This window comes from Paenibacillus sp. FSL R7-0333, assembly GCF_038000365.1.
Taxonomy (GTDB): domain Bacteria; phylum Bacillota; class Bacilli; order Paenibacillales; family Paenibacillaceae; genus Paenibacillus_AQ; species Paenibacillus_AQ silagei.
Genome location: NZ_JBBOBZ010000001.1, coordinates 7,075,047 through 7,092,272, shown reverse-complemented (window position 1 = coordinate 7,092,272; position 17,226 = coordinate 7,075,047). Strand labels below are relative to the sequence as shown.

Annotated in this window: 16 protein-coding genes and 1 pseudogene; 13 read left to right on the top strand and 4 right to left on the bottom strand. The window is 52.8% G+C overall.

The window, feature by feature from the left end:
* Positions 1–99: 99 nt before the first annotated feature.
* Together MKY86_RS30395 and MKY86_RS30390 are read right to left on the bottom strand one after the other, a co-directional pair.
* Positions 100–1,068, bottom strand: a complete 969-nt coding sequence (locus MKY86_RS30395; protein ID WP_076081361.1) for a catalase family peroxidase — start codon at positions 1,066–1,068, stop codon at positions 100–102.
* Between the two features lie 72 nt (positions 1,069–1,140).
* A complete protein-coding gene (locus MKY86_RS30390) occupies positions 1,141–1,626 on the bottom strand; it encodes a GNAT family N-acetyltransferase (protein WP_076081363.1) in 486 nt (161 codons plus the stop codon).
* 135 nt (positions 1,627–1,761) lie between these two features.
* Here MKY86_RS30390 and MKY86_RS30385 point away from each other — a divergent pair, with 135 nt between their 5' ends.
* Positions 1,762–2,103, top strand: coding sequence for a zinc ribbon domain-containing protein YjdM (locus tag MKY86_RS30385; protein WP_076081365.1), 342 nt, complete (start codon positions 1,762–1,764; stop codon positions 2,101–2,103).
* Positions 2,104–2,331: 228 nt separating this feature from the next.
* Here the strand turns inward: MKY86_RS30385 and MKY86_RS30380 are convergent, their stop codons facing one another.
* The gene (locus MKY86_RS30380; RefSeq protein WP_076081377.1) at positions 2,332–3,366 is read right to left on the bottom strand and encodes a C40 family peptidase; all 1,035 of its coding nucleotides are present in this window, start codon (positions 3,364–3,366) and stop codon (positions 2,332–2,334) included.
* 178 nt (positions 3,367–3,544) lie between these two features.
* Here MKY86_RS30380 and MKY86_RS34250 point away from each other — a divergent pair.
* The 5 genes and pseudogenes from MKY86_RS34250 to MKY86_RS30360 form a co-directional block, all read left to right on the top strand.
* Positions 3,545–3,736: pseudogene (locus tag MKY86_RS34250) on the top strand (TetR/AcrR family transcriptional regulator); the annotation flags it as partial.
* A gap of 9 nt (positions 3,737–3,745) precedes the next feature.
* Positions 3,746–4,216, top strand: coding sequence for a hypothetical protein (locus MKY86_RS30375; RefSeq protein WP_076081379.1), 471 nt, complete (start codon positions 3,746–3,748; stop codon positions 4,214–4,216).
* Positions 4,217–4,285: 69 nt separating this feature from the next.
* Positions 4,286–5,212 carry an ABC transporter ATP-binding protein gene (locus MKY86_RS30370; RefSeq protein ID WP_076081381.1) on the top strand — a complete coding sequence of 309 codons (927 nt, stop codon included), beginning with the start codon at positions 4,286–4,288 and terminating at the stop codon, positions 5,210–5,212.
* A complete protein-coding gene (locus tag MKY86_RS30365; protein ID WP_076081383.1) occupies positions 5,209–5,958 on the top strand; it encodes an ABC transporter permease in 750 nt (249 codons plus the stop codon). Before MKY86_RS30370 ends, MKY86_RS30365 begins: the two co-directional genes overlap by 4 nt.
* A gap of 59 nt (positions 5,959–6,017) precedes the next feature.
* Positions 6,018–7,439: a DHA2 family efflux MFS transporter permease subunit gene (locus tag MKY86_RS30360; protein WP_076081385.1), complete on the top strand. Its 1,422-nt coding sequence runs from the start codon at positions 6,018–6,020 to the stop codon at positions 7,437–7,439.
* Positions 7,440–7,468: 29 nt separating this feature from the next.
* Here MKY86_RS30360 and MKY86_RS30355 read toward each other — a convergent pair whose 3' ends face one another.
* Positions 7,469–7,903, bottom strand: coding sequence for a MarR family winged helix-turn-helix transcriptional regulator (locus MKY86_RS30355; protein WP_076081387.1), 435 nt, complete (start codon positions 7,901–7,903; stop codon positions 7,469–7,471).
* Positions 7,904–8,024: 121 nt separating this feature from the next.
* Here MKY86_RS30355 and MKY86_RS30350 point away from each other — a divergent pair, with 121 nt between their 5' ends.
* The 7 genes from MKY86_RS30350 (at position 8,025) to MKY86_RS30320 (ending at position 16,128) form a co-directional block, all read left to right on the top strand.
* The gene (locus MKY86_RS30350) at positions 8,025–8,609 is read left to right on the top strand and encodes an NAD(P)H-dependent oxidoreductase (RefSeq protein ID WP_076081389.1); all 585 of its coding nucleotides are present in this window, start codon (positions 8,025–8,027) and stop codon (positions 8,607–8,609) included.
* 128 nt (positions 8,610–8,737) lie between these two features.
* Positions 8,738–9,592: an SDR family oxidoreductase gene (locus MKY86_RS30345; RefSeq protein WP_076081391.1), complete on the top strand. Its 855-nt coding sequence runs from the start codon at positions 8,738–8,740 to the stop codon at positions 9,590–9,592.
* A gap of 354 nt (positions 9,593–9,946) precedes the next feature.
* Positions 9,947–11,575 carry a copper amine oxidase N-terminal domain-containing protein gene (locus MKY86_RS30340; RefSeq protein WP_076081393.1) on the top strand — a complete coding sequence of 543 codons (1,629 nt, stop codon included), beginning with the start codon at positions 9,947–9,949 and terminating at the stop codon, positions 11,573–11,575.
* Positions 11,576–12,171: 596 nt separating this feature from the next.
* Positions 12,172–13,263, top strand: a complete 1,092-nt coding sequence (locus MKY86_RS30335) for an iron-siderophore ABC transporter substrate-binding protein (protein WP_076081395.1) — start codon at positions 12,172–12,174, stop codon at positions 13,261–13,263.
* Positions 13,260–14,300: a FecCD family ABC transporter permease gene (locus tag MKY86_RS30330; protein ID WP_076081397.1), complete on the top strand. Its 1,041-nt coding sequence runs from the start codon at positions 13,260–13,262 to the stop codon at positions 14,298–14,300. The genes MKY86_RS30335 and MKY86_RS30330 overlap by 4 nt, the downstream gene beginning before the upstream one ends.
* Positions 14,297–15,328 (top strand): FecCD family ABC transporter permease, encoded by a 1,032-nt coding sequence (locus MKY86_RS30325; RefSeq protein ID WP_076081399.1) that lies wholly within the window; start codon positions 14,297–14,299, stop codon positions 15,326–15,328. The genes MKY86_RS30330 and MKY86_RS30325 overlap by 4 nt, the downstream gene beginning before the upstream one ends.
* Entirely contained in the window at positions 15,328–16,128 is an 801-nt protein-coding gene (locus MKY86_RS30320; protein WP_076081401.1) for an ABC transporter ATP-binding protein, read from the top strand. The genes MKY86_RS30325 and MKY86_RS30320 overlap by 1 nt, the downstream gene beginning before the upstream one ends.
* Positions 16,129–17,226 lie beyond the last annotated feature (1,098 nt).

The window sequence follows — 17,226 nt, the reverse complement described above, 5'->3', positions numbered from 1 at the left end:
AATATCCATTAACCAACTAAGTATAGCGTTTGAATCAAAAGCGCCAAAGGGCGCATTGTCCCTTTGGCGCTGAACGACATATGCCGCAGCAGGCAGCAGCTATCTTCCTTCGATCCGCCGCCCATAAGATTCGGCGTAGGCCGCACTGCGGAACTTAAGAATCGGATCATCCGAGAGGAGCATACCAGTTGTAAGGATCGTAGGGTCCATGAGCAAATATGTCGGATCGGGGTAGATCTCTGAAATATGCAGCCGCCCGAGATCGATTCTGCGGCGGTCCTCCGGCCAGGCACGGGTAGGATCATCCGTAGCATCGCCTTCCTCTCCAAGAACAGCGACCAGTTGGAAGATAGCCGGCTCATCCTTGAAGCGCAGCTCCAGCTCATCCTCCAGATAGCGGTCCGGCTGCTGCGCAGCCTCTTCCAGTGTCAGTGTGCGCACGCCCGTCTCGGGAACCCACTCGTACCGGACAGGCTGCTGCCTGCCTTCTGCATTGACCAGCACATAAGCATGTATGCAGTAGTAATGACATTCGGCGTAGCTGGCAGGCGGCTTGAGCCGGCGCACCGCGAGCAGAGCCTCTTTGCTCTCGCTGAAGTGGCTGACAATTTCCTTCATCAGCTCAATCGGTCCGAGTGTCCCGGTCCGCAGCCGGTGGGCCATCTGTATAATGTCGATGAAGGACTCCGGGGTCCGCGCAAAAAAGACAGGCACGGTCACTCCAACCAGATTCGTAACCCCGCCATCCGGGAGGATGAACTGGACAGCCATCCCCTTGGCAGGGGATAGCAGGTCCGCAAGTGCCGGATCAGTCGAGCTGCCCGAGAAGCGGATGATGGCATTCACCTGCTGCTCCTGAAGGTGCTCCGCCTCCGTGAACTCCTTCCCCAGTCCGCTCGGCCGGAAGAAGCCGCGGCAGCAGACTCCCGCCGCATGGGCGCGGCGGTATCCGGGATGGACACCGGACAGGTTCTCGATCGCGTCTACTGCCTCGGCGGCAAGCGCTGGATGCTCCCTGGTGTCTGCGGCAGACTGGCTGCTGCTGTGCTCCGATTCCGATTCATTCATGTCCTCATTCACTCCTCCACGATGATTTATAACATATACAAGCTATTTTCTAATTATTACCACTTTTACTGCTCATTCAAACCGCTTCTCGTAGACATCCACCTGGTTACCATGGTTATCGGTAGCACTTCTGATCCGGCCATATCCGTTCAGAGTCCAAAACAGCTCACCGGCCTTATTCTCGAGCTGGACAGCCAGTCTGACGGCTTGTGTACCCTGTTGCTGGAATTTTCTCTCCAGTTCATGCACAGCAGCATTCCCTAACCCTTGCCGGCTATATTGCCGGTGAATCACAAGGAGGCCAATCCAGGGATAGTGATCCGGGCCGTAGTCTGGGAGATAAGTGAGTAGGCCGGCGACGCGATCACGGAACTTGATGTACAGCATTTTCTCACCCATGGCGAGGTTCTTACGGTTCTCTTCTTGCAGCTCCAGCGGTTCGAGGTATGACTTATGCTCCACCATCAGATTGAATTCAGGCTGTGAGTTCAGGATGGAGGCTTGTATCTCAAGACTCTCCTGAGACAGCGGCTCGGTAACAGCTTCTAGCTGAATCATAATAATCCCACCTTATTATTAAATAATTATCTAATTAGATATTAATTTAATAACTGAGTTTAATCAAGTTATATGTTAAACTTAGACAGACTTATCCCTATAAACATGCTTAAGCAGGAATGGAGAAATGAAATCATGAATGAATTGCCAAATTGCCCGCAGTGCAGCTCTGTGTACACCTATGAGGACGGAGCGCTTCTGGTCTGTCCGGAATGCGGACATGAATGGTCTTTGGATGCTGGAAGTGCAGGCGGCGAGGAAGAGAAGGTTATTAAGGATGCTAACGGAAATGTACTGGCTGACGGGGACACTGTAACGGTGATTAAGGATCTCAAGGTCAAAGGCAGCTCGTCCGTTCTGAAGATAGGCACCAAGGTGAAGAACATCCGGCTGGTGGAAGGCGACCATGATATCGATTGCAAAATCGACGGGTTCGGCGCAATGAAGCTGAAATCGGAGTTTGTGCGCAAGGCATAGCATGAAGCAGGCGGAAGAGATGGAAATAAGGCACTTATTTCTGGCGGAATGGAGTCATATGAAGAAGCAGTTGGAAAAAGTACACCTGATTCACCGAATCTCATAGAATCGGCCACGTTTGGTCAGATTAAGTGCCTTTTTTCCAACTGTCACTCCTGAATGGGGCATTTGCTTAACAGCAAGTGTAGAAAAACCAACTGTTACATGGTTTGCCTAATCTCTCCCCCGTTATAGAATCCGCCGCGCGGTAACAAACCGCTGCTTCCACTTACTGCTGAAATCCTCCATATGTACACCCTGCTCCTTGGAGTAGGTATGCAGTATCCGGTTATTTCCGGCATAGATGGCTACATGTCCGATGTCGAGACCTCTGGCGGTGAAGAACAGCAGATCTCCGGTGCGCAGCTCGTCTAGGCTAATCTTTCGGCCTTCAAGGGCCTGATCATAGGAGACGCGGGGAAGCTCAATCCCGAGCGTATCCCCGAACACATGCTTCACAAAAGAAGAACAGTCGAACGTATCCGTCTGGTCAGGAGAAGCACCGAATTCATAAGGGGTATTCAGGTATTTTTTACCTGAGGCAATCAGGGCTTCCCCTTGCTTCTGCAGCAGGGAAGGGCTTCTGTAATCCGTGAATTTCGGCTTGGAAGATACATATCCTCTCACATGATCTGCGGTCCGCACCTCCAGCCAGAGGGCATCAACCTCACGGATGACATGAACCTTGCTTCCGGCGGGCAGCAGGCCCAGGCTAGTGGTGCTGCTCCCTGCATCCGGGGTGCTGCGCAGGTTGACCCCCCAGGTGACCGAGGTCTCATAGGCAGACGCCGAGGAGATAATGACGGAGCCCGAAGCCGGCTCCCAGGTTACTTGGCTGCCCAGTGCTTCACTAACGAAGCGCAGGGGAATCATACTGTAGCCTTGCGACAGTTGTCCCGGTACAGCCAGCTGGGCGGTCTTCCCGTTCAGCAGAGCTGTGAACGAGCCTAAGGTATAGGTGAGTGCAGTGCCGCCTTTGACGGCAGTTACCGTCTTGCTTGCATTGTCCCAGGAGAGCTCGGCCCCTTGGGCTTCGAACAGCCCACGCATAGGAACCAGTACAGTCCCGCTGATGTTGAGCGGCTGAGTCTCCGGCTGGAGCTGCTGTCCGTCCAGGTAGATGGAGATGGGCTGGGGTGAAGGGGCTGCATCTGCATGGACGCGCTCTGGCAATAACAGGGCCAGTCCAAGCAGAGACAGCAGCATAGTCGTTCTTGTTGTCATGGGTTCATCACCTTATGGATAGATTTAACTCTCTCCAGTTAGACGCGATTGGTGTGAATTGGTTTTGTGCCAATTGTTGGTAACGAGGATCAGACAAGGCTGCAGGAGTTGCGCTTGACGTCCGCCAGAATACAGATTATAATCCAACCAGTTAGTTAGAAATAAGGAGGCGGAAACCATAACCACAACAGGGGGCAAACGCAGCACCAAAATATACGACGCCGCCCGCACCCGGGCGATTATTCTGGATGCAGCGGAGGAGATTTTTGCCGAATCCGGTTACTCCGCAGCACGGATCGATGCCATTGCGAAAGCATCCGGGTATAACAAAAGCCTGATCTATCAGTATTATGGCGACAAGCTAGGGCTATATACGGAAGTGGTCAAGCGGGCTGACCAGATTAGCGAACAGATCACCGGCTCGTTCATCAGCGAGTTGCTGAAGGATGAGCAGCTACTAAAGGACCCGGCTGCATTCAAAAACTTCGTGGAGTACTGGACCCGTCAGACGGTCTCCTTCTTGCTGGAGCACCGGAGTTACCTGAGAATCCTGTTTTGGGAAGCTGCAGAGGGCTGGAAGATCTGGAATCAGATTCCCTATCGTCCGGATGATGACCCTCAGATGCATGAGATTGCTCTGGCCGCCCAGAGGAACGGAATTCTCCGTCAGGATCTGGACCCCGCGCTCTTTCCGATGCTAGTCATGAACGTAATTGCAATGACACTGCAGTCTTCTTCAAGATTTGAGCACTTGTTCGGCAGTCTGGACTCTCCGCAGATTAGAGAACAGACCACACAGCAGATTGTGCAATTTATTATCCATGGCGTCATGGAGCCGTCTTTACTGTAAGGGCGGCTGTTTCTTTGGACTAAATATAAACAACTAGTTAGTTTTAAAAGAAGCGTAGGAGTGATGATGATGAACGCAATCATTCAGACAGAAGGATTAACCAAGCATTTCGGCAGCCATCATGCTGTGGATCGGCTGTCGATCGAGGTCAACCCGGGCGAAATCTACGGATTCCTTGGGCTGAACGGAGCAGGCAAAACTACAACCATCCGCATGCTCCTGGGCATGATCCGCCCCGATTCCGGGTCGGCCTACCTGTTCGGACGGCGGGTCGATGCGGGCAGCCATAAGCTGTGGGCGGAGGTAGGGTACATGGTCGAAACTCCCTACTCCTACCCTGAGCTTACGGTCCGCGAGAACCTGGAGATTATCCGCAGGCTGCGGGGTATCCCGGACCGCTCTGCCATTGACAGTATTATCGACAGGCTCCAGCTTACCGCTTACCGGGACCGCAAAGCCGGGACGCTCTCCCTCGGTAACGGGCAGCGGCTGGGCCTCGCCAAGGCCATGCTGCATCATCCGCAGGTGCTGATTCTGGATGAGCCGACGAACGGGCTGGACCCGGCGGGGATTGTGGAGGTGCGGGAACTGCTCCGGGAGCTTGCGGCAGATCAGGGAGTGACGATTTTTATCTCCAGCCATATTCTTGGCGAAGTCTCCAGGCTGACGAGCAGAATCGGCATCGTGCATCAAGGGAAGCTGCTGCAAGAGACGGATGTGAAGGATCTTCATCCCTTGCTCCGCAGGAGTCTGCGGGTAGAGACCCGCGATCCGGCAAGTGCCCGCAGCAGACTTACTCAGGCAGGCTATGTGGTGCAGCAGAATGCAGAGGGCACACTGCTGCTTCAGGAGGAACGTGCCGTAACGAACCCGGATTACATCTCCAAGCTGCTGGTGTATGCGGATATGCCGCCTACGCTGATTCAGGTGGAGGAAGAGGATTTGGAGCATTATTTTCTAAGAGTCATTGGATCTGAAGGAGGAGTGAGACCATGAATCAATGGCTATCGGCCCTGTGGGTGGAGGTCTTGAAGCTTCGCCGTTCCAGACTGTTCGTGATCTCGCTTGTGGTCAGCATCCTGGTGCCGATAATGATCGGGCTGGTGTTCTCCGGGACCATTGGCTCCCAGAGCGCCTTTGAGGGTGAGATCAATGTGGCAGGGTTTCTGAAGGAGCTGGGCATTGTCGTCTCCATGGGAGGCTTGATCGGCTTCGGGTTCGTGTACAGCTGGAGCTTCGGCCGGGAATATTCCGACCGCACGGTGAAGGATCTGCTGGCCCTGCCGCTGTCCCGGTATGGGGTGGCCGCTGCGAAGATCGTTGTTTCTACGTTATTATGTGAAGTTCTATCCTTGTTCATGTTCATAGCTGGGTGCATCACGGCATGGCTTACCGGCTTGGACGGATGGAGTCTGGAGGTCATTGTTCAGGGCTTCAGCGGGTACGCACAGATCTGTCTCATGGTGGTTGTTCTGAGCATCCCTGTAGCGTGGATGGCTTGTATCGGGCGCGGTTTCCTGTATCCGCTGGGCATCGTCCTGCTTACCATTGTGATCGCTCAGTTCGGCGGGGCGCTGGGCATTGTAGAGTACATTCCGTGGGCCATTCCCGGATTGCTCAGCGGTGCCTCAGGAGAGGAGAGCACACATCTGGAGCTGGTTAGCCGTTTGCTTCCGTTTCTCACCGGCGCTGTTGGCCTCATAGGCACGCTTGTCTGGTGGAGGTATGCCGACCAGACCTAAGTCTGGTGAAACTACAGAGTTTTATTATTGCAAATTTTAATTAGTGGAGGGGAACAGAAATGGAGAAGGCACCAAAAGGCACTATTCTTATCATGGCTATTCTAATTATCGGGACAATGGCAGGGCTATTGAATCAATCCTCGCTGAATACGGCGCTGCCGAACATTATGGGTGAGTTCCGGTTGTCTGCGAGCACTGTGCAGTGGTTAACGACCGCTTTTGCACTGGTGACGGGAATTGTAGTTCCGATTACAGCTTATCTTATTCAGCGCTTCACCACCAAGCAGGTATTCGTCTTTGCGATGGGGATGCTGACTGCGGGGACGCTTCTGTGTGCGGTCTCCCCCGGCTTCGGTCTGTTGCTTACGGGACGGATCATCCAGGCGGTCGGAGTGGGCATTATGCTTCCCCTGGTGCAGACCCTGACGTTCATTCTGATCCCGGTTGCCCGGCGCGGGTTTACGATGGGGCTGATCGGGCTGGCAATTAACTTCGCTCCGGCGATCGGACCTGTACTGAACGGCTGGCTCGTGGAGAGTCATTCCTGGCGCTTGCTGTTCTATATTCTGGCCCCTTGCTCGCTGCTGCTCACGATGCTTGGACTGTTTCTGGTGAAGAACGTCACCCCGCAGGTGAAAAGCAAGGTGGATGCACTCTCCATGACATTATCCACACTCGGCTTCGGCGGTGTGCTGTACGGATTCAGTGTCTCCGGCAGCAAAGGTTGGGGGAGTACGGAGGTGCTGATCTCCCTCGCGGTCGGGTTCATCGCGCTCTGCCTGTTCGTGTGGCGGCAGTTGACGATGGAGAATCCGCTGCTGGAGCTGCGGGTGTTCACCAGTCCCTCTTTTACCCTGGCTACTGTAATCAGTATGATCCTGATGATTATCATGCTGAGCGCACAGCTCCTGCTGCCGCTCTATATGCAGACCATGCTTGGCTATTCCGCGCTGAAGTCAGGTCTGATGCTGCTTCCCGGTGCGATTCTGATCTGTATTATGTCCCCTATCGCGGGGAAGATTTTTGACAAAATAGGTGCCAGAACGATGGTAATCACCGGAATCAGCCTGACGGTCATCTCTGCACTGTTGTTCTCCAATCTGACGGAGCATACGTCCTATACGTTCCTGATGGTGGGCTACTCCCTGCGGATGGTCGGTGTCAGCCTGACCCTGCTGCCCGTCGTCACCAGTGGAATGAATTCCCTGCCGCCGGCTCTGATCCGCCACGGCATTCCCGTGAACACTACGCTACGGACGGTCGCCGGTTCCATCGGGACAGCGCTGCTTGTGACGATCATGACCTACAGCGGCGGCGGCCTGAAACAGACGGGCGATGTCCATAGCTTAATTCATGGAATGAATGTCGCTTCTATGGTCACCACAGGAGCCGCAGTGGTTGCACTGATTCTGTCCTTCTTCATCCGGCGAAAGGAAGAGATCTCTACGGAGATTCCCGCGAAGGGCGTTGCTGTGAAATAACCGTTCGTATATGGATATAGGATGTATCCTCAGCTCAAATAAAATACCTTCTGCTGCAAGAGATCGAGGGCCCGCTCGGTCTCTTTGCGTTCCTCAGCGCTCAGGGCCGCAATACGCTGCTCGAACCGGACAGCGATCTGTCCGAAGGCCTCATTCATCAACGCCTCACCTGCGGCGGAGAGCGTAATTCCCTGCCTGCGGCGGTCAGCGGGGTCGGTGATGCGGGTACATAGCCCTTTTGCGCTGAGCTTCTTCAGCTCCCGGCTCGTATTGGGCATCGACATGTTCATGCAGTCGCTGATCTCGCTGAGCGTAACAGGCTGGCTGACGGCGATGTATTCAACAATCTTATATTGCAGCGGCGTTAAGCCGTCTGAGTTCACATCTTTGGAAATATCATTCGTTATTTGATGGACGGCAGTGGTGAAGGCAATGAATTTTTGAAAAAGATGGTTGTTGTCCATAAGATCACCTCAGAGGTCACAATACCAGAATAATTATCAAAAAACAATTATCATTTGACAAGTAATTTGCGGCTGTGGTATGTTTTTGTTATCAAATGACAACTAAAGGGGAATAACACTGATGAATACACTTGTGATTTACACCCATCCGAACCATAAGAGCCTGAGCTACGCCTTCCTGGAGGAAGTGCTGCGCGGCAGCAAGGAGAATGCGAAGATTACGGAAGTGAAGGTGCTTGATCTGTATGAGGCCGGATTCGATCCGGTCCTGGTGTTCAATGAGAATCGGCGCAGACGGGATATGTACCAGGAACCGGAGCTGGCAGAGTACAGGGAGCAGCTGCTGTGGGCCGATCAGATCGTCCTGGTCTATCCGATCTGGTGGGGACGCCCGCCAGCGATGCTGATGGGCTACATCGACCGGATGTTTGCATCGGGCTTCGCCTACCGGGATAAGGGCGGACTTTTGCCGGAGGGGCTGCTCAAGGGGAAGAGCGTGATCTGCATCTCCAGCATGAAGGGGCCGACCCACTACCCGCTGCTGTGGCTGGGGAACTCGCATAAGATACTGATGCGCAAAGCCCTGTTCAACTACGTGGGCATCCGTAAGGTGAAGTTCTTCGAATTCGGTAACATGGAGAGCAAGAAGGGGAAACATAGCAAGAAGCTGGAGCAGATCTACCGCTATTTCAAGACAGTGGGGTGAATCTTGAACAATCTATTTGACATCCGGCCAACTTGTAACTACAATGGTTACATGAGTGGTGATTACCGATGTCAACGAGAGCTTATAGCTGAGATTGAAATACAAGAACCCAAATGGAGGAATATGAGATGACAATCGCATTAACAGGAGCAACAGGCAAATTTGGTTCCATCGTAGCAGAGACTCTGCTGAAGACCGTACCCGCTGGGAATATTGTAGCCAGTGTCAGAAACCCGGAGAAGGCAGAAGCCCTGAAGGCGCGCGGGGTCGATGTCCGTCATGGTGATTTCGATCAGCCGGAGACGCTGGACACCGCCTTTGCCGGAGTGGAGCGCCTGCTGATCGTCTCGGCTGACGGCGACAACGACACCCGTATCCGCCAGCATAAGGCAGCTGTAGACGCAGCTGTCCGTGCAGGTGTAGGCTTCATCGTCTACACCAGTGTAGGCGATGCCGATAACAGCTCCCTGTTCCTGGCACCGGTACACCGTGCCACAGAAGAGTTCATCCGTGAATCCGGCATTCCGTATGCTTTCCTGCGCAACAACTGGTACTTGGAGAACGAAGTCGGCTCCATTCAGGCCGTGAAGGCCGGCGCTCCATGGCTGACCTCTGCCGAAGACGGCAAGGTAGGCTGGGCTACGCGCAGTGATTATGCTGAAGCGGCGGCTGCTGTTCTGGCTGGAGAGAGCCGTGAGAGTGTCATCTACGAATTGTCCGGTACTCCGCTTACCCAGGCAGAGCTGGCAGCAGTGGTCGGCGAGGTTCTGGGCCAGGAGGTTGCTGTGCAGCAGGTGGATGACACCGCCTATGCGAAGATTATGGCAGGTGCAGGCGTCCCGGAAGCGGCGCTGCCAATCGTCGTTGCCATTCAGGCAGCCATCCGTGATGGCGCACTGAATATCGAGAGCGGCGACCTTGCGAAGCTGCTGAACCGTCCGCTTACCCCGCTTAGTGAAGGTGTACGCGCGTTGCTGGGTTAATCACTGTTGGTTGAACAAGCCCGCCAGTTATACTCTGGCAGGGCCTGCTATGAGAAGAGGCTATCCTATACCGGTTGTTCGGCAACCGGCAGGCAGCCTTTTTTTGCGTTTGCATGATCTGAGCGGGAGACGCGCGGGCCGGATGTAGATCAGAGGGAGCAAAATGCGGTGTAAGCCGCGCCGCAGCTAGAGATACAAGCGGGTTGGGGGACGAAGGTTGGGGGTGGTGTTTATTTTTTTTGCCGGGATTGTGATCCAAACCTGAATCCCCTGCGTTTCAGTGTATGTACAGACAAACAGGCAGACAGGCAACGTGAACACCACATATTACCCCAACCTAAGGAGTGAATTGAGATGAAGATGAAGAAATTAGTCGTTCCGATGTTAAGCTTGACCCTGATGATACCTGCGCTGGCAGGTGCGGAGGCAGCCCCGGCAGCCACAATGATGAAGGCTTCGGTGAATACACCGGCAGCCGAGCTGAGAGCGGGCCTGGATTATTTGCTCTCCGAGCATTTCACCCTTGCCGTAACCGCAATGACAAAGGCTTATGACGGTACTAAGGATGCGGCAGCGGCCTACCAGGCGCTTGATCAGAACGCGCTCGATATGCAGCCCGCCATTGCTTCACTGTACGGTGATGCAGGTGCAGCTGAATTTGAACGGATTTTCCGCGCTCATAACAAGTACACCGACGATCTGGTGAAGGCGACGAAGAACAAGGACACCGCGGCTGTCAAAGCTGCAGAAGATAAAGTAAGCGGCTTTGTAGACGAATTCGGGAACTTCCTCGGTACGGCAACAGAGGGCAAGCTTCCGGCAGCGGCAGCGAAGCAGGTTATCCGCAGTCATGAGAACCATGTTCAGGAAGTGTTCGAGGATTATGCAGCCGGTGATTACAAGGGCGCTTATGAAGCCTACCGTAAGGGGTATGCAGAGATGTTTGGCATCAGCAAGGCCTTGTCCAGTGCGATTACTACGCAAATGCCTGCAAAATTCGAGAATACCAAGGCAGATACCAAAGCTGCTGATCTGAGATCCGCACTCAACCAGTTAGCGGGTGAACACTTTGCTCTGTCCGTCCTGCAAATGCAGGAGCAATATGACGGAAGAGCCGCTTCCAATGCGCTGATTGCAGCCGAGGCCATGAATACGGCAGACTTCAAGGCAGCAATTGCTTCTATCTATGGTGCAGACGGGGCAGCGGCCTTCGAGAAGATCTGGGTCACGAATCATGTGAATGCCCAGGCTGATTTCACAGCGGCAGTGAAGAACAATGATGCAGCGGCAAAAGCGGCAGTAGAAGCGCGTATCGCAGGCTTCACCACTGAATTCGCAGCCTTCCTTGATTCGGCTACAGCAGGCAACCTGCCGAAGTCAGCAGGGCAATCTGCACTGACCACCCACGAGAATCAAGTGCAGCAGGTGCTTACGCAATATGCAGCGGGCAACTATGACGCATCATACAAGACGAACCGCGAGGGCTACAAGACGATGTTTGGGGTAGGCCAAGCGCTGGGCAATGCAATTGTTACTCAGTTCAACGACAAGTTCCAGGATGCAGCAGCACCAGTACCTGCAACACCAGCAGATCCTGCTTCCATGATGAAAGTCTGGATGAAGGTGGGCAGCGGCGTCCTGAACATTAACGGAAAAGTAACTCAAATGGATACCAAGCCGTTCATTTGGAGCGGAATGACCTATATCCCGCTTCGTTATCTGAGTGAAGGCATCGGGGCAGAGGTGAAATGGGACAAGCAGGCGCAGCAGGTTACCATTACAGCAGGCAGCGACACCCTGGTATTCTGGATGAACAAAGACTTCATGGAAGTTAACGGCATGAGAAAATCCGTCGGCGCCAAGGTCTTTGTGAACGACGACAACAGAACCGTAGTTCCCCTTCGTTTCATCACCGAATTACTGGGCTGGAACGTACAATGGGGCAACGCCGATCAGTCTATTACGTTGACTAAGAGCATGTGAATGTAGGTAAGCTAACTTAGCTAACCTTTCTGTACTACCCCCAGACTTCCCCACAAGCGGCCCACTATAAAAGGTGGTTGCTTGTGGGTTTTTTTTAATGTACACGTAGAATGAGTATTCAAAGGGATAAATACTATTAAATTAGGCGAAGGTCGGCTATATCGGACAAGTAGAGGGATAAATCCAACTAATTATGGTGAAACGTGCTCGTTGCAAGCGAATAAAAGGGATAAATCCCATTAAATCCGATTAAAGCGGTTGTTGCGAGGAGATCAAAGGGATAAATCCCACTAAATTTGGTAAAGGCGGTCAGGGTGGCAGAACTGAGGAGCAAAGGACCCCGAGCAACCACCACAGCCACTACTATTCCAAGCAACAATCCCAATCTCCGCCCGCCCCGACCACCACCAACCTCCCTTTAGCCCACTTTTTAAAAAGGTTTTTTGTAATCCGAAAATTCCCATCGGACATTTTGCTGAGGTTTGAGCGCGGAATCCAGATTTTACATTGACAACCTGTCCGGACACGTATATATTTATCGATAATGATTCTCATTATCGTATAAAAAACCTATTCAGATAAGGAAGGGTCCACACATGAACCGTACCAAAAAGTTCTCTTTCAAGACATTATTCATTCCATTAGCGCTAACCATAGTGCTGGCAGGCTGTTCCTCCAACCAGTCGAATTCAGCTGCTGCACCTTCCCCGGCACCGACAGCAGCTGCAACTAGCGAAGCGGCAAGCACAGAAGCACCAGCGGCGCAGGATGCTGTGACCTATCCGATTACCATCAAGCATGCGCTTGGTGAAGCTGTAATTAAGAGCAAGCCGGAACGTGTAGTTACTGTGCAGTGGGCTAACCATGATGTGGCTCTGGCTCTGGGCGTTGTCCCTGTAGGCTTCTCCGCTGCGAACTTCGGCGTGCAGGATGGCAGCGGGCTGCTGCCTTGGACCGCTGATAAGCTCAAGGAGCTGAATGTAACCGATCCGAATGTGTTCCAGGATACCGATGGTCTTGATTTTGAGGCGATCTCTGACGCCAACCCGGATGTTATTCTGGCCGCGTACTCGGGCCTAACGAAGGAAGATTATGAGACCCTGAGCCAGATCGCTCCAGTGGTAGCTTACCCGACGGCTGCTTGGGCTACGACATGGCGTGAGCAGGTGCTGCTGAACGCAGAAGGCATGGGTATGAAGCCTGAAGGCGAGCAGCTCATCAAGGACACCGAAGCCCTGGTTAAGGACAAGCTGAGCAAATATCCGCAGATTGCCGGCAAAAAAGTAGTCTGGGTCAATTTCTCCGCTGAGGATTTGTCGAAACTGCATATTTATACACCTGTGGACTCCCGGGTCGCATTTCTGTATGAGCTGGGGATGATCTATCCCGAGAGCATTACCAAACAGATTACAGACCCTACCAGCTACTCGCTCAGCTTAAGCTCCGAGAATGTGGAAGCCCTGTATGATGCAGATCTGATCGTAGGTTATGGCAATGACGAATTGCTTAAGACGCTTCAGGCAGATTCACTGATCGGCAAAATTCCGGCCATTGAACGGGGATCGGTAGCTTTTATCGACAGTGATACTCCGCTGGTTGCTGCCGGAACACCGAATCCGCTGTCCATTGCGTATACGATTGATGAATACCTTGCCTTAATTGGGGGAGCTATTGATAAAATAAAATGATGAGTTCACCGGTCTCGGACGATAACAAGCTAAAATTGCATATGCCGAAGAATTTCATCCTGGTGCTGGTGAGCTGCATGGTCCTGCTGGTTCTGTGCATCATTGCCTCACTGGTACTGGGAGCCCGTCATGTAGGCTGGAATGAGCTGATGGACGGGCTTTTCCGTCCAGAAGTGGACAGCTATGGGGCAAACGTGGTGCGCAAGCGGATCTCCCGGACGTTATTCAGCCTGATGTGCGGCGGGGCGCTCGGCGTATCGGGAGCCTTGATGCAGGCGGTGACCCGTAACCCGATTGCCGATCCCAGCATCCTCGGGGTGAACACGGGAGCTTCTTTGTTCGTGGTCTGCGGAATTGCTTTCCTGAACATAAGCACTGCGGGCCAATATATATGGTTAGCCTTAGCCGGAGCTGCAATTACAGCGGTCTTCGTATTCGGAATCGGCTCGATGGGGCGTGGCGGAGCCACGCCCATTAAGCTCGTTCTGGCGGGTGCTGCGATCAGCGCGGCTCTGTCCTCTCTGGTCACTGCCATCATGATTCCGCGCGCTTACGTCATGGACCAGTTCCGGTTCTGGCAGGTGGGCAGCGTGGGTGCGGGGACCTGGAGCGGCATTACAACCTTCCTTCCGTTCCTGCTGATCGGCATGCTGATTGCCTTCATTACAGCTCCGGCCCTGAATGCGCTGGCCCTGGGCGATGATGTGGCGACCGGACTCGGGGTCCGCACAGGGACACTGCGGCTTATAGCAGCGCTGGCCGGGGTATTATTATGCGGAGCAGTGACGGCACTGGCCGGTCCTATCGGGTTCATTGGCCTCTTGTCCACTCACGTAATCCGCCTGATCCTCGGCTCGGACCTGCGGTTCGTGATCCCGATGTCAGCGGTCACCGGGGCTATTATTCTCACGGTCTCCGATGTAGGCGGCCGGCTGATTGGAAGCCCCGGAGAGCTTGAAGTCGGTGTAGTCACAGCCTTTGTAGGGGCACCGATCCTGATTCTATTAGCGATGAAGTCGAAAGTACGGTCCTTATGAGAAATGAAACGATTGAATTCATTATGGCGGGCAGACGTCAGAGACAGCGCCGGGGCTTGATTGTTACCAGCCTGCTTGCCGTACTTACCTGTGTACTGTGCTGCGCGATGCTGCTGCTCGGGAATACCATCTATCCTGCCTCGGAGGTCTTCCGCGCACTTTCCGGCGAAGAGCTGAAGGGTGTCTCCTTCGCCGTGAATGTGATCCGGCTGCCGCGGATGCTGGCGGGTCTGTTCGCCGGATTCGCCTTCGGGATTGCCGGTTACACCTTCCAGACGATGCTGCGCAATCCGCTGGCGAACCCGAATGCCATTGGCATTACCTCCGGATCAAGTGCGGCGGCGGTATACTGCATCGTGATCCTGCAAGCCAGCGGAGCTGTAGTCTCTGTTGCTTCGATAATCGCTGGCCTTGCTACCGTGCTGCTGATCTACGTGCTCTCCAGGGGAAGAACCTTCTCCATTGGGCGGTTAATTCTGATCGGGATCGGCCTTCAGGCGATGCTGGATGCCGTGATCTCCTACCTGCTGCTGATCGGCTCCGAGAAGGACATCCCTTCAGCGGTCCGCTGGCTGACCGGCAGTCTCAACGGCTCACAGATGCGCGAGCTTCCTCCGCTGGTGATCATCGTGCTGATCTGTTCGCCTATCATCATCCTGCTGGGCAAGCATCTGAGTATTCTCGAGCTGGGGGAGCAGTCGGCTACCTCGCTTGGAGTCGGCACCGACAGGACCCGAATTGCACTGATTGTCAGCTCTGTCTGCATGGTGGCGATGGCTACGGCTACTACCGGACCTATTGCGTTTGTCTCCTTCCTGTCAGGGCCGATTGCCAAAAGACTAGTGGGTACCGGCGCTTCCAGCATCATCCCCGCAGGTCTGGTCGGCGTGAATCTGGTCCTGGCGTCTGATCTGATTGGACAATTTGCTTTTGAGTACAGATTCCCTGTAGGCATCATTACCGGATTACTCGGAGCGCCTTATCTGATCTTCCTGTTAATCCGCATGAATCGAAAGGGAGAGTTATAATGAACAAGGCACATGTATTTGGAGCTGAACAGGTTGTAGCAGGCTATGAGAATAAGACGATTATTCATGGGGTAGACCTGGTGATCCCAGATCGGCAGATCAGCGTCATTATCGGCGCGAACGGCTGCGGGAAATCCACCCTGCTCAAAACCATGGCCCGGCTGATCAAGCACACCGCAGGCCAGGTGACGCTGGACGGCAAGCCGATCTCGCAGATTCCGGCCAAAGCGCTGGCCCGGGTCATAGGACTGCTGCCGCAATCCCCGATTGTGCCGGAAGGGATATCGGTTGCCGATCTGGTGGGACGCGGCAGATTCCCGCACCAGTCGCTGCTGGGGGGCTGGTCCAGGAAGGATTACGAGGCTGTGGCCGAAGCGATGGAGATTATGAATATTACCGAATTCGCCAACCGCAATATAGACGAGCTCTCAGGCGGCCAGCAGCAGCGGGTCTGGATTGCGATGGCCCTGGCCCAGCAGACTGACATCCTGTTCCTGGACGAGCCGACCACCTTCCTGGATATCACCTACCAGGTGGAGATCCTGGACCTGCTCACCGATCTGAACCGCAAGCACGGAACCACCATTGTGATGGTCCTGCATGATATCAACCTGTCCGCCCGGTATGCCGACCATATCTTTGCACTGCATTCCGGTCGGCTGGTTGCCGAGGGCTCGCCCGCAGAGGTCATCACCAGCGGGCGGGTTAAAGAAATCTTCGGACTGGATAGCACAGTCATTCCTGACCCGGTCTCCGGTTCCCCGTTGGTTGTGCCGCGGGGGCGGTATCATAACAACTAAGCGTACACAAGGCTGCCAGCGAGTAACATTTTTTGAGAAATCCTGCAAGAAGTGCAACAATGCAGCCCAACAGGAGCGGTATATACCGAAATCCTGCACGAAGTGCAACAAAGTCAGCCACTAACTTGCTTTCTGCACCAGAATTTGTGCAAATAATGCAACATTGTACCCGCATTCAGTAACCTTAATAGAGAAATCCTGCAAAATGTGCAACAATGCTTTATGCAAGCGGTCGGTGAGAGAGAAAAAACATAGGGGCTGGATATTTGCCACCAGAATGCGATGAGGCGCCAGCATCCTTCACCTGTTAGGGTGATTTTGTTCTGATAAATACATGCTCCTGAGCATCATTTAAAATTATTTGGCGTTAATGTAATTTCACTCAATTATTTAGTTGATGGAACGATACTTTTATCACAATAATTTTCGGTTTTTTCAATGTTAAATGGGAATTAAACTAATAAAGCATACAAAAAACCGCTCCTAATGGAACGGTTTTTGTATGCTTTATTTCTTTCTCCGTTTACCGAAGAAGATACTGATATTATGAATAAGAATAGCTATGCTGATTAACACCAGTATATATGAATAATCAGTCTTATCTACCAACAGAAGCGAAACACCGAACAAGGTAAAAGTAATGACAAAGCTCAAAGATGTGTTTTTAGGACTACGGTCTTTTTTGTAGGCCGAGTATACACTATAAAACATAAGCCAGGCAATACCAATTACTATAAATATCTTTAAAAACATAGGTGATCAAACCTTACTCGTGAATTTTAAATTTGGGTGATATAAGTGTACGCCTTCTGCAAATCTTTTTTTGCAGTATTGAAATTATTAATAGTTACACCTGCAAGAACTGCCATTCCTCCTCCCGCAAGAATCCATCCTGCAGGACTCCAAAGAAATCTTCCCTTCAAGTTTTTTTAATACAGTTAAACTATAATAGATAACAAAAATGGTTTCATGAGCAATAATAACTAAATATTCTCAATAAATATTTATATTTTATATAGTCCGCTTCTGTATTTATTACACTATTCGACTTTATACTACAAATAAAGTCATATAAAGCAGTGTGTCTTTTGGGGAGGC

What these genes read in the sequence shown, in the direction of transcription:
- MKY86_RS30370 (WP_076081381.1), top strand. Translation starts at nt 4,286, where the DNA reads ATGAACGCAATCATTCAGACAGAAGGATTAACCAAGCATTTCGGCAGC.
- MKY86_RS30390 (WP_076081363.1), bottom strand. Translation starts at nt 1,626, where the DNA reads ATGATTCAGCTAGAAGCTGTTACCGAGCCGCTGTCTCAGGAGAGTCTT.
- MKY86_RS30365 (WP_076081383.1), top strand. Translation starts at nt 5,209, where the DNA reads ATGAATCAATGGCTATCGGCCCTGTGGGTGGAGGTCTTGAAGCTTCGC.
- MKY86_RS30340 (WP_076081393.1), top strand. Translation starts at nt 9,947, where the DNA reads ATGAAGATGAAGAAATTAGTCGTTCCGATGTTAAGCTTGACCCTGATG.
- MKY86_RS30330 (WP_076081397.1), top strand. Translation starts at nt 13,260, where the DNA reads ATGATGAGTTCACCGGTCTCGGACGATAACAAGCTAAAATTGCATATG.
- MKY86_RS30380 (WP_076081377.1), bottom strand. Translation starts at nt 3,366, where the DNA reads ATGACAACAAGAACGACTATGCTGCTGTCTCTGCTTGGACTGGCCCTG.
- MKY86_RS30350 (WP_076081389.1), top strand. Translation starts at nt 8,025, where the DNA reads ATGAATACACTTGTGATTTACACCCATCCGAACCATAAGAGCCTGAGC.
- MKY86_RS30345 (WP_076081391.1), top strand. Translation starts at nt 8,738, where the DNA reads ATGACAATCGCATTAACAGGAGCAACAGGCAAATTTGGTTCCATCGTA.
- MKY86_RS30360 (WP_076081385.1), top strand. Translation starts at nt 6,018, where the DNA reads ATGGAGAAGGCACCAAAAGGCACTATTCTTATCATGGCTATTCTAATT.
- MKY86_RS30325 (WP_076081399.1), top strand. Translation starts at nt 14,297, where the DNA reads ATGAGAAATGAAACGATTGAATTCATTATGGCGGGCAGACGTCAGAGA.
- MKY86_RS30385 (WP_076081365.1), top strand. Translation starts at nt 1,762, where the DNA reads ATGAATGAATTGCCAAATTGCCCGCAGTGCAGCTCTGTGTACACCTAT.
- MKY86_RS30320 (WP_076081401.1), top strand. Translation starts at nt 15,328, where the DNA reads ATGAACAAGGCACATGTATTTGGAGCTGAACAGGTTGTAGCAGGCTAT.
- MKY86_RS30395 (WP_076081361.1), bottom strand. Translation starts at nt 1,068, where the DNA reads ATGAATGAATCGGAATCGGAGCACAGCAGCAGCCAGTCTGCCGCAGAC.
- MKY86_RS30355 (WP_076081387.1), bottom strand. Translation starts at nt 7,903, where the DNA reads ATGGACAACAACCATCTTTTTCAAAAATTCATTGCCTTCACCACTGCC.
- MKY86_RS30335 (WP_076081395.1), top strand. Translation starts at nt 12,172, where the DNA reads ATGAACCGTACCAAAAAGTTCTCTTTCAAGACATTATTCATTCCATTA.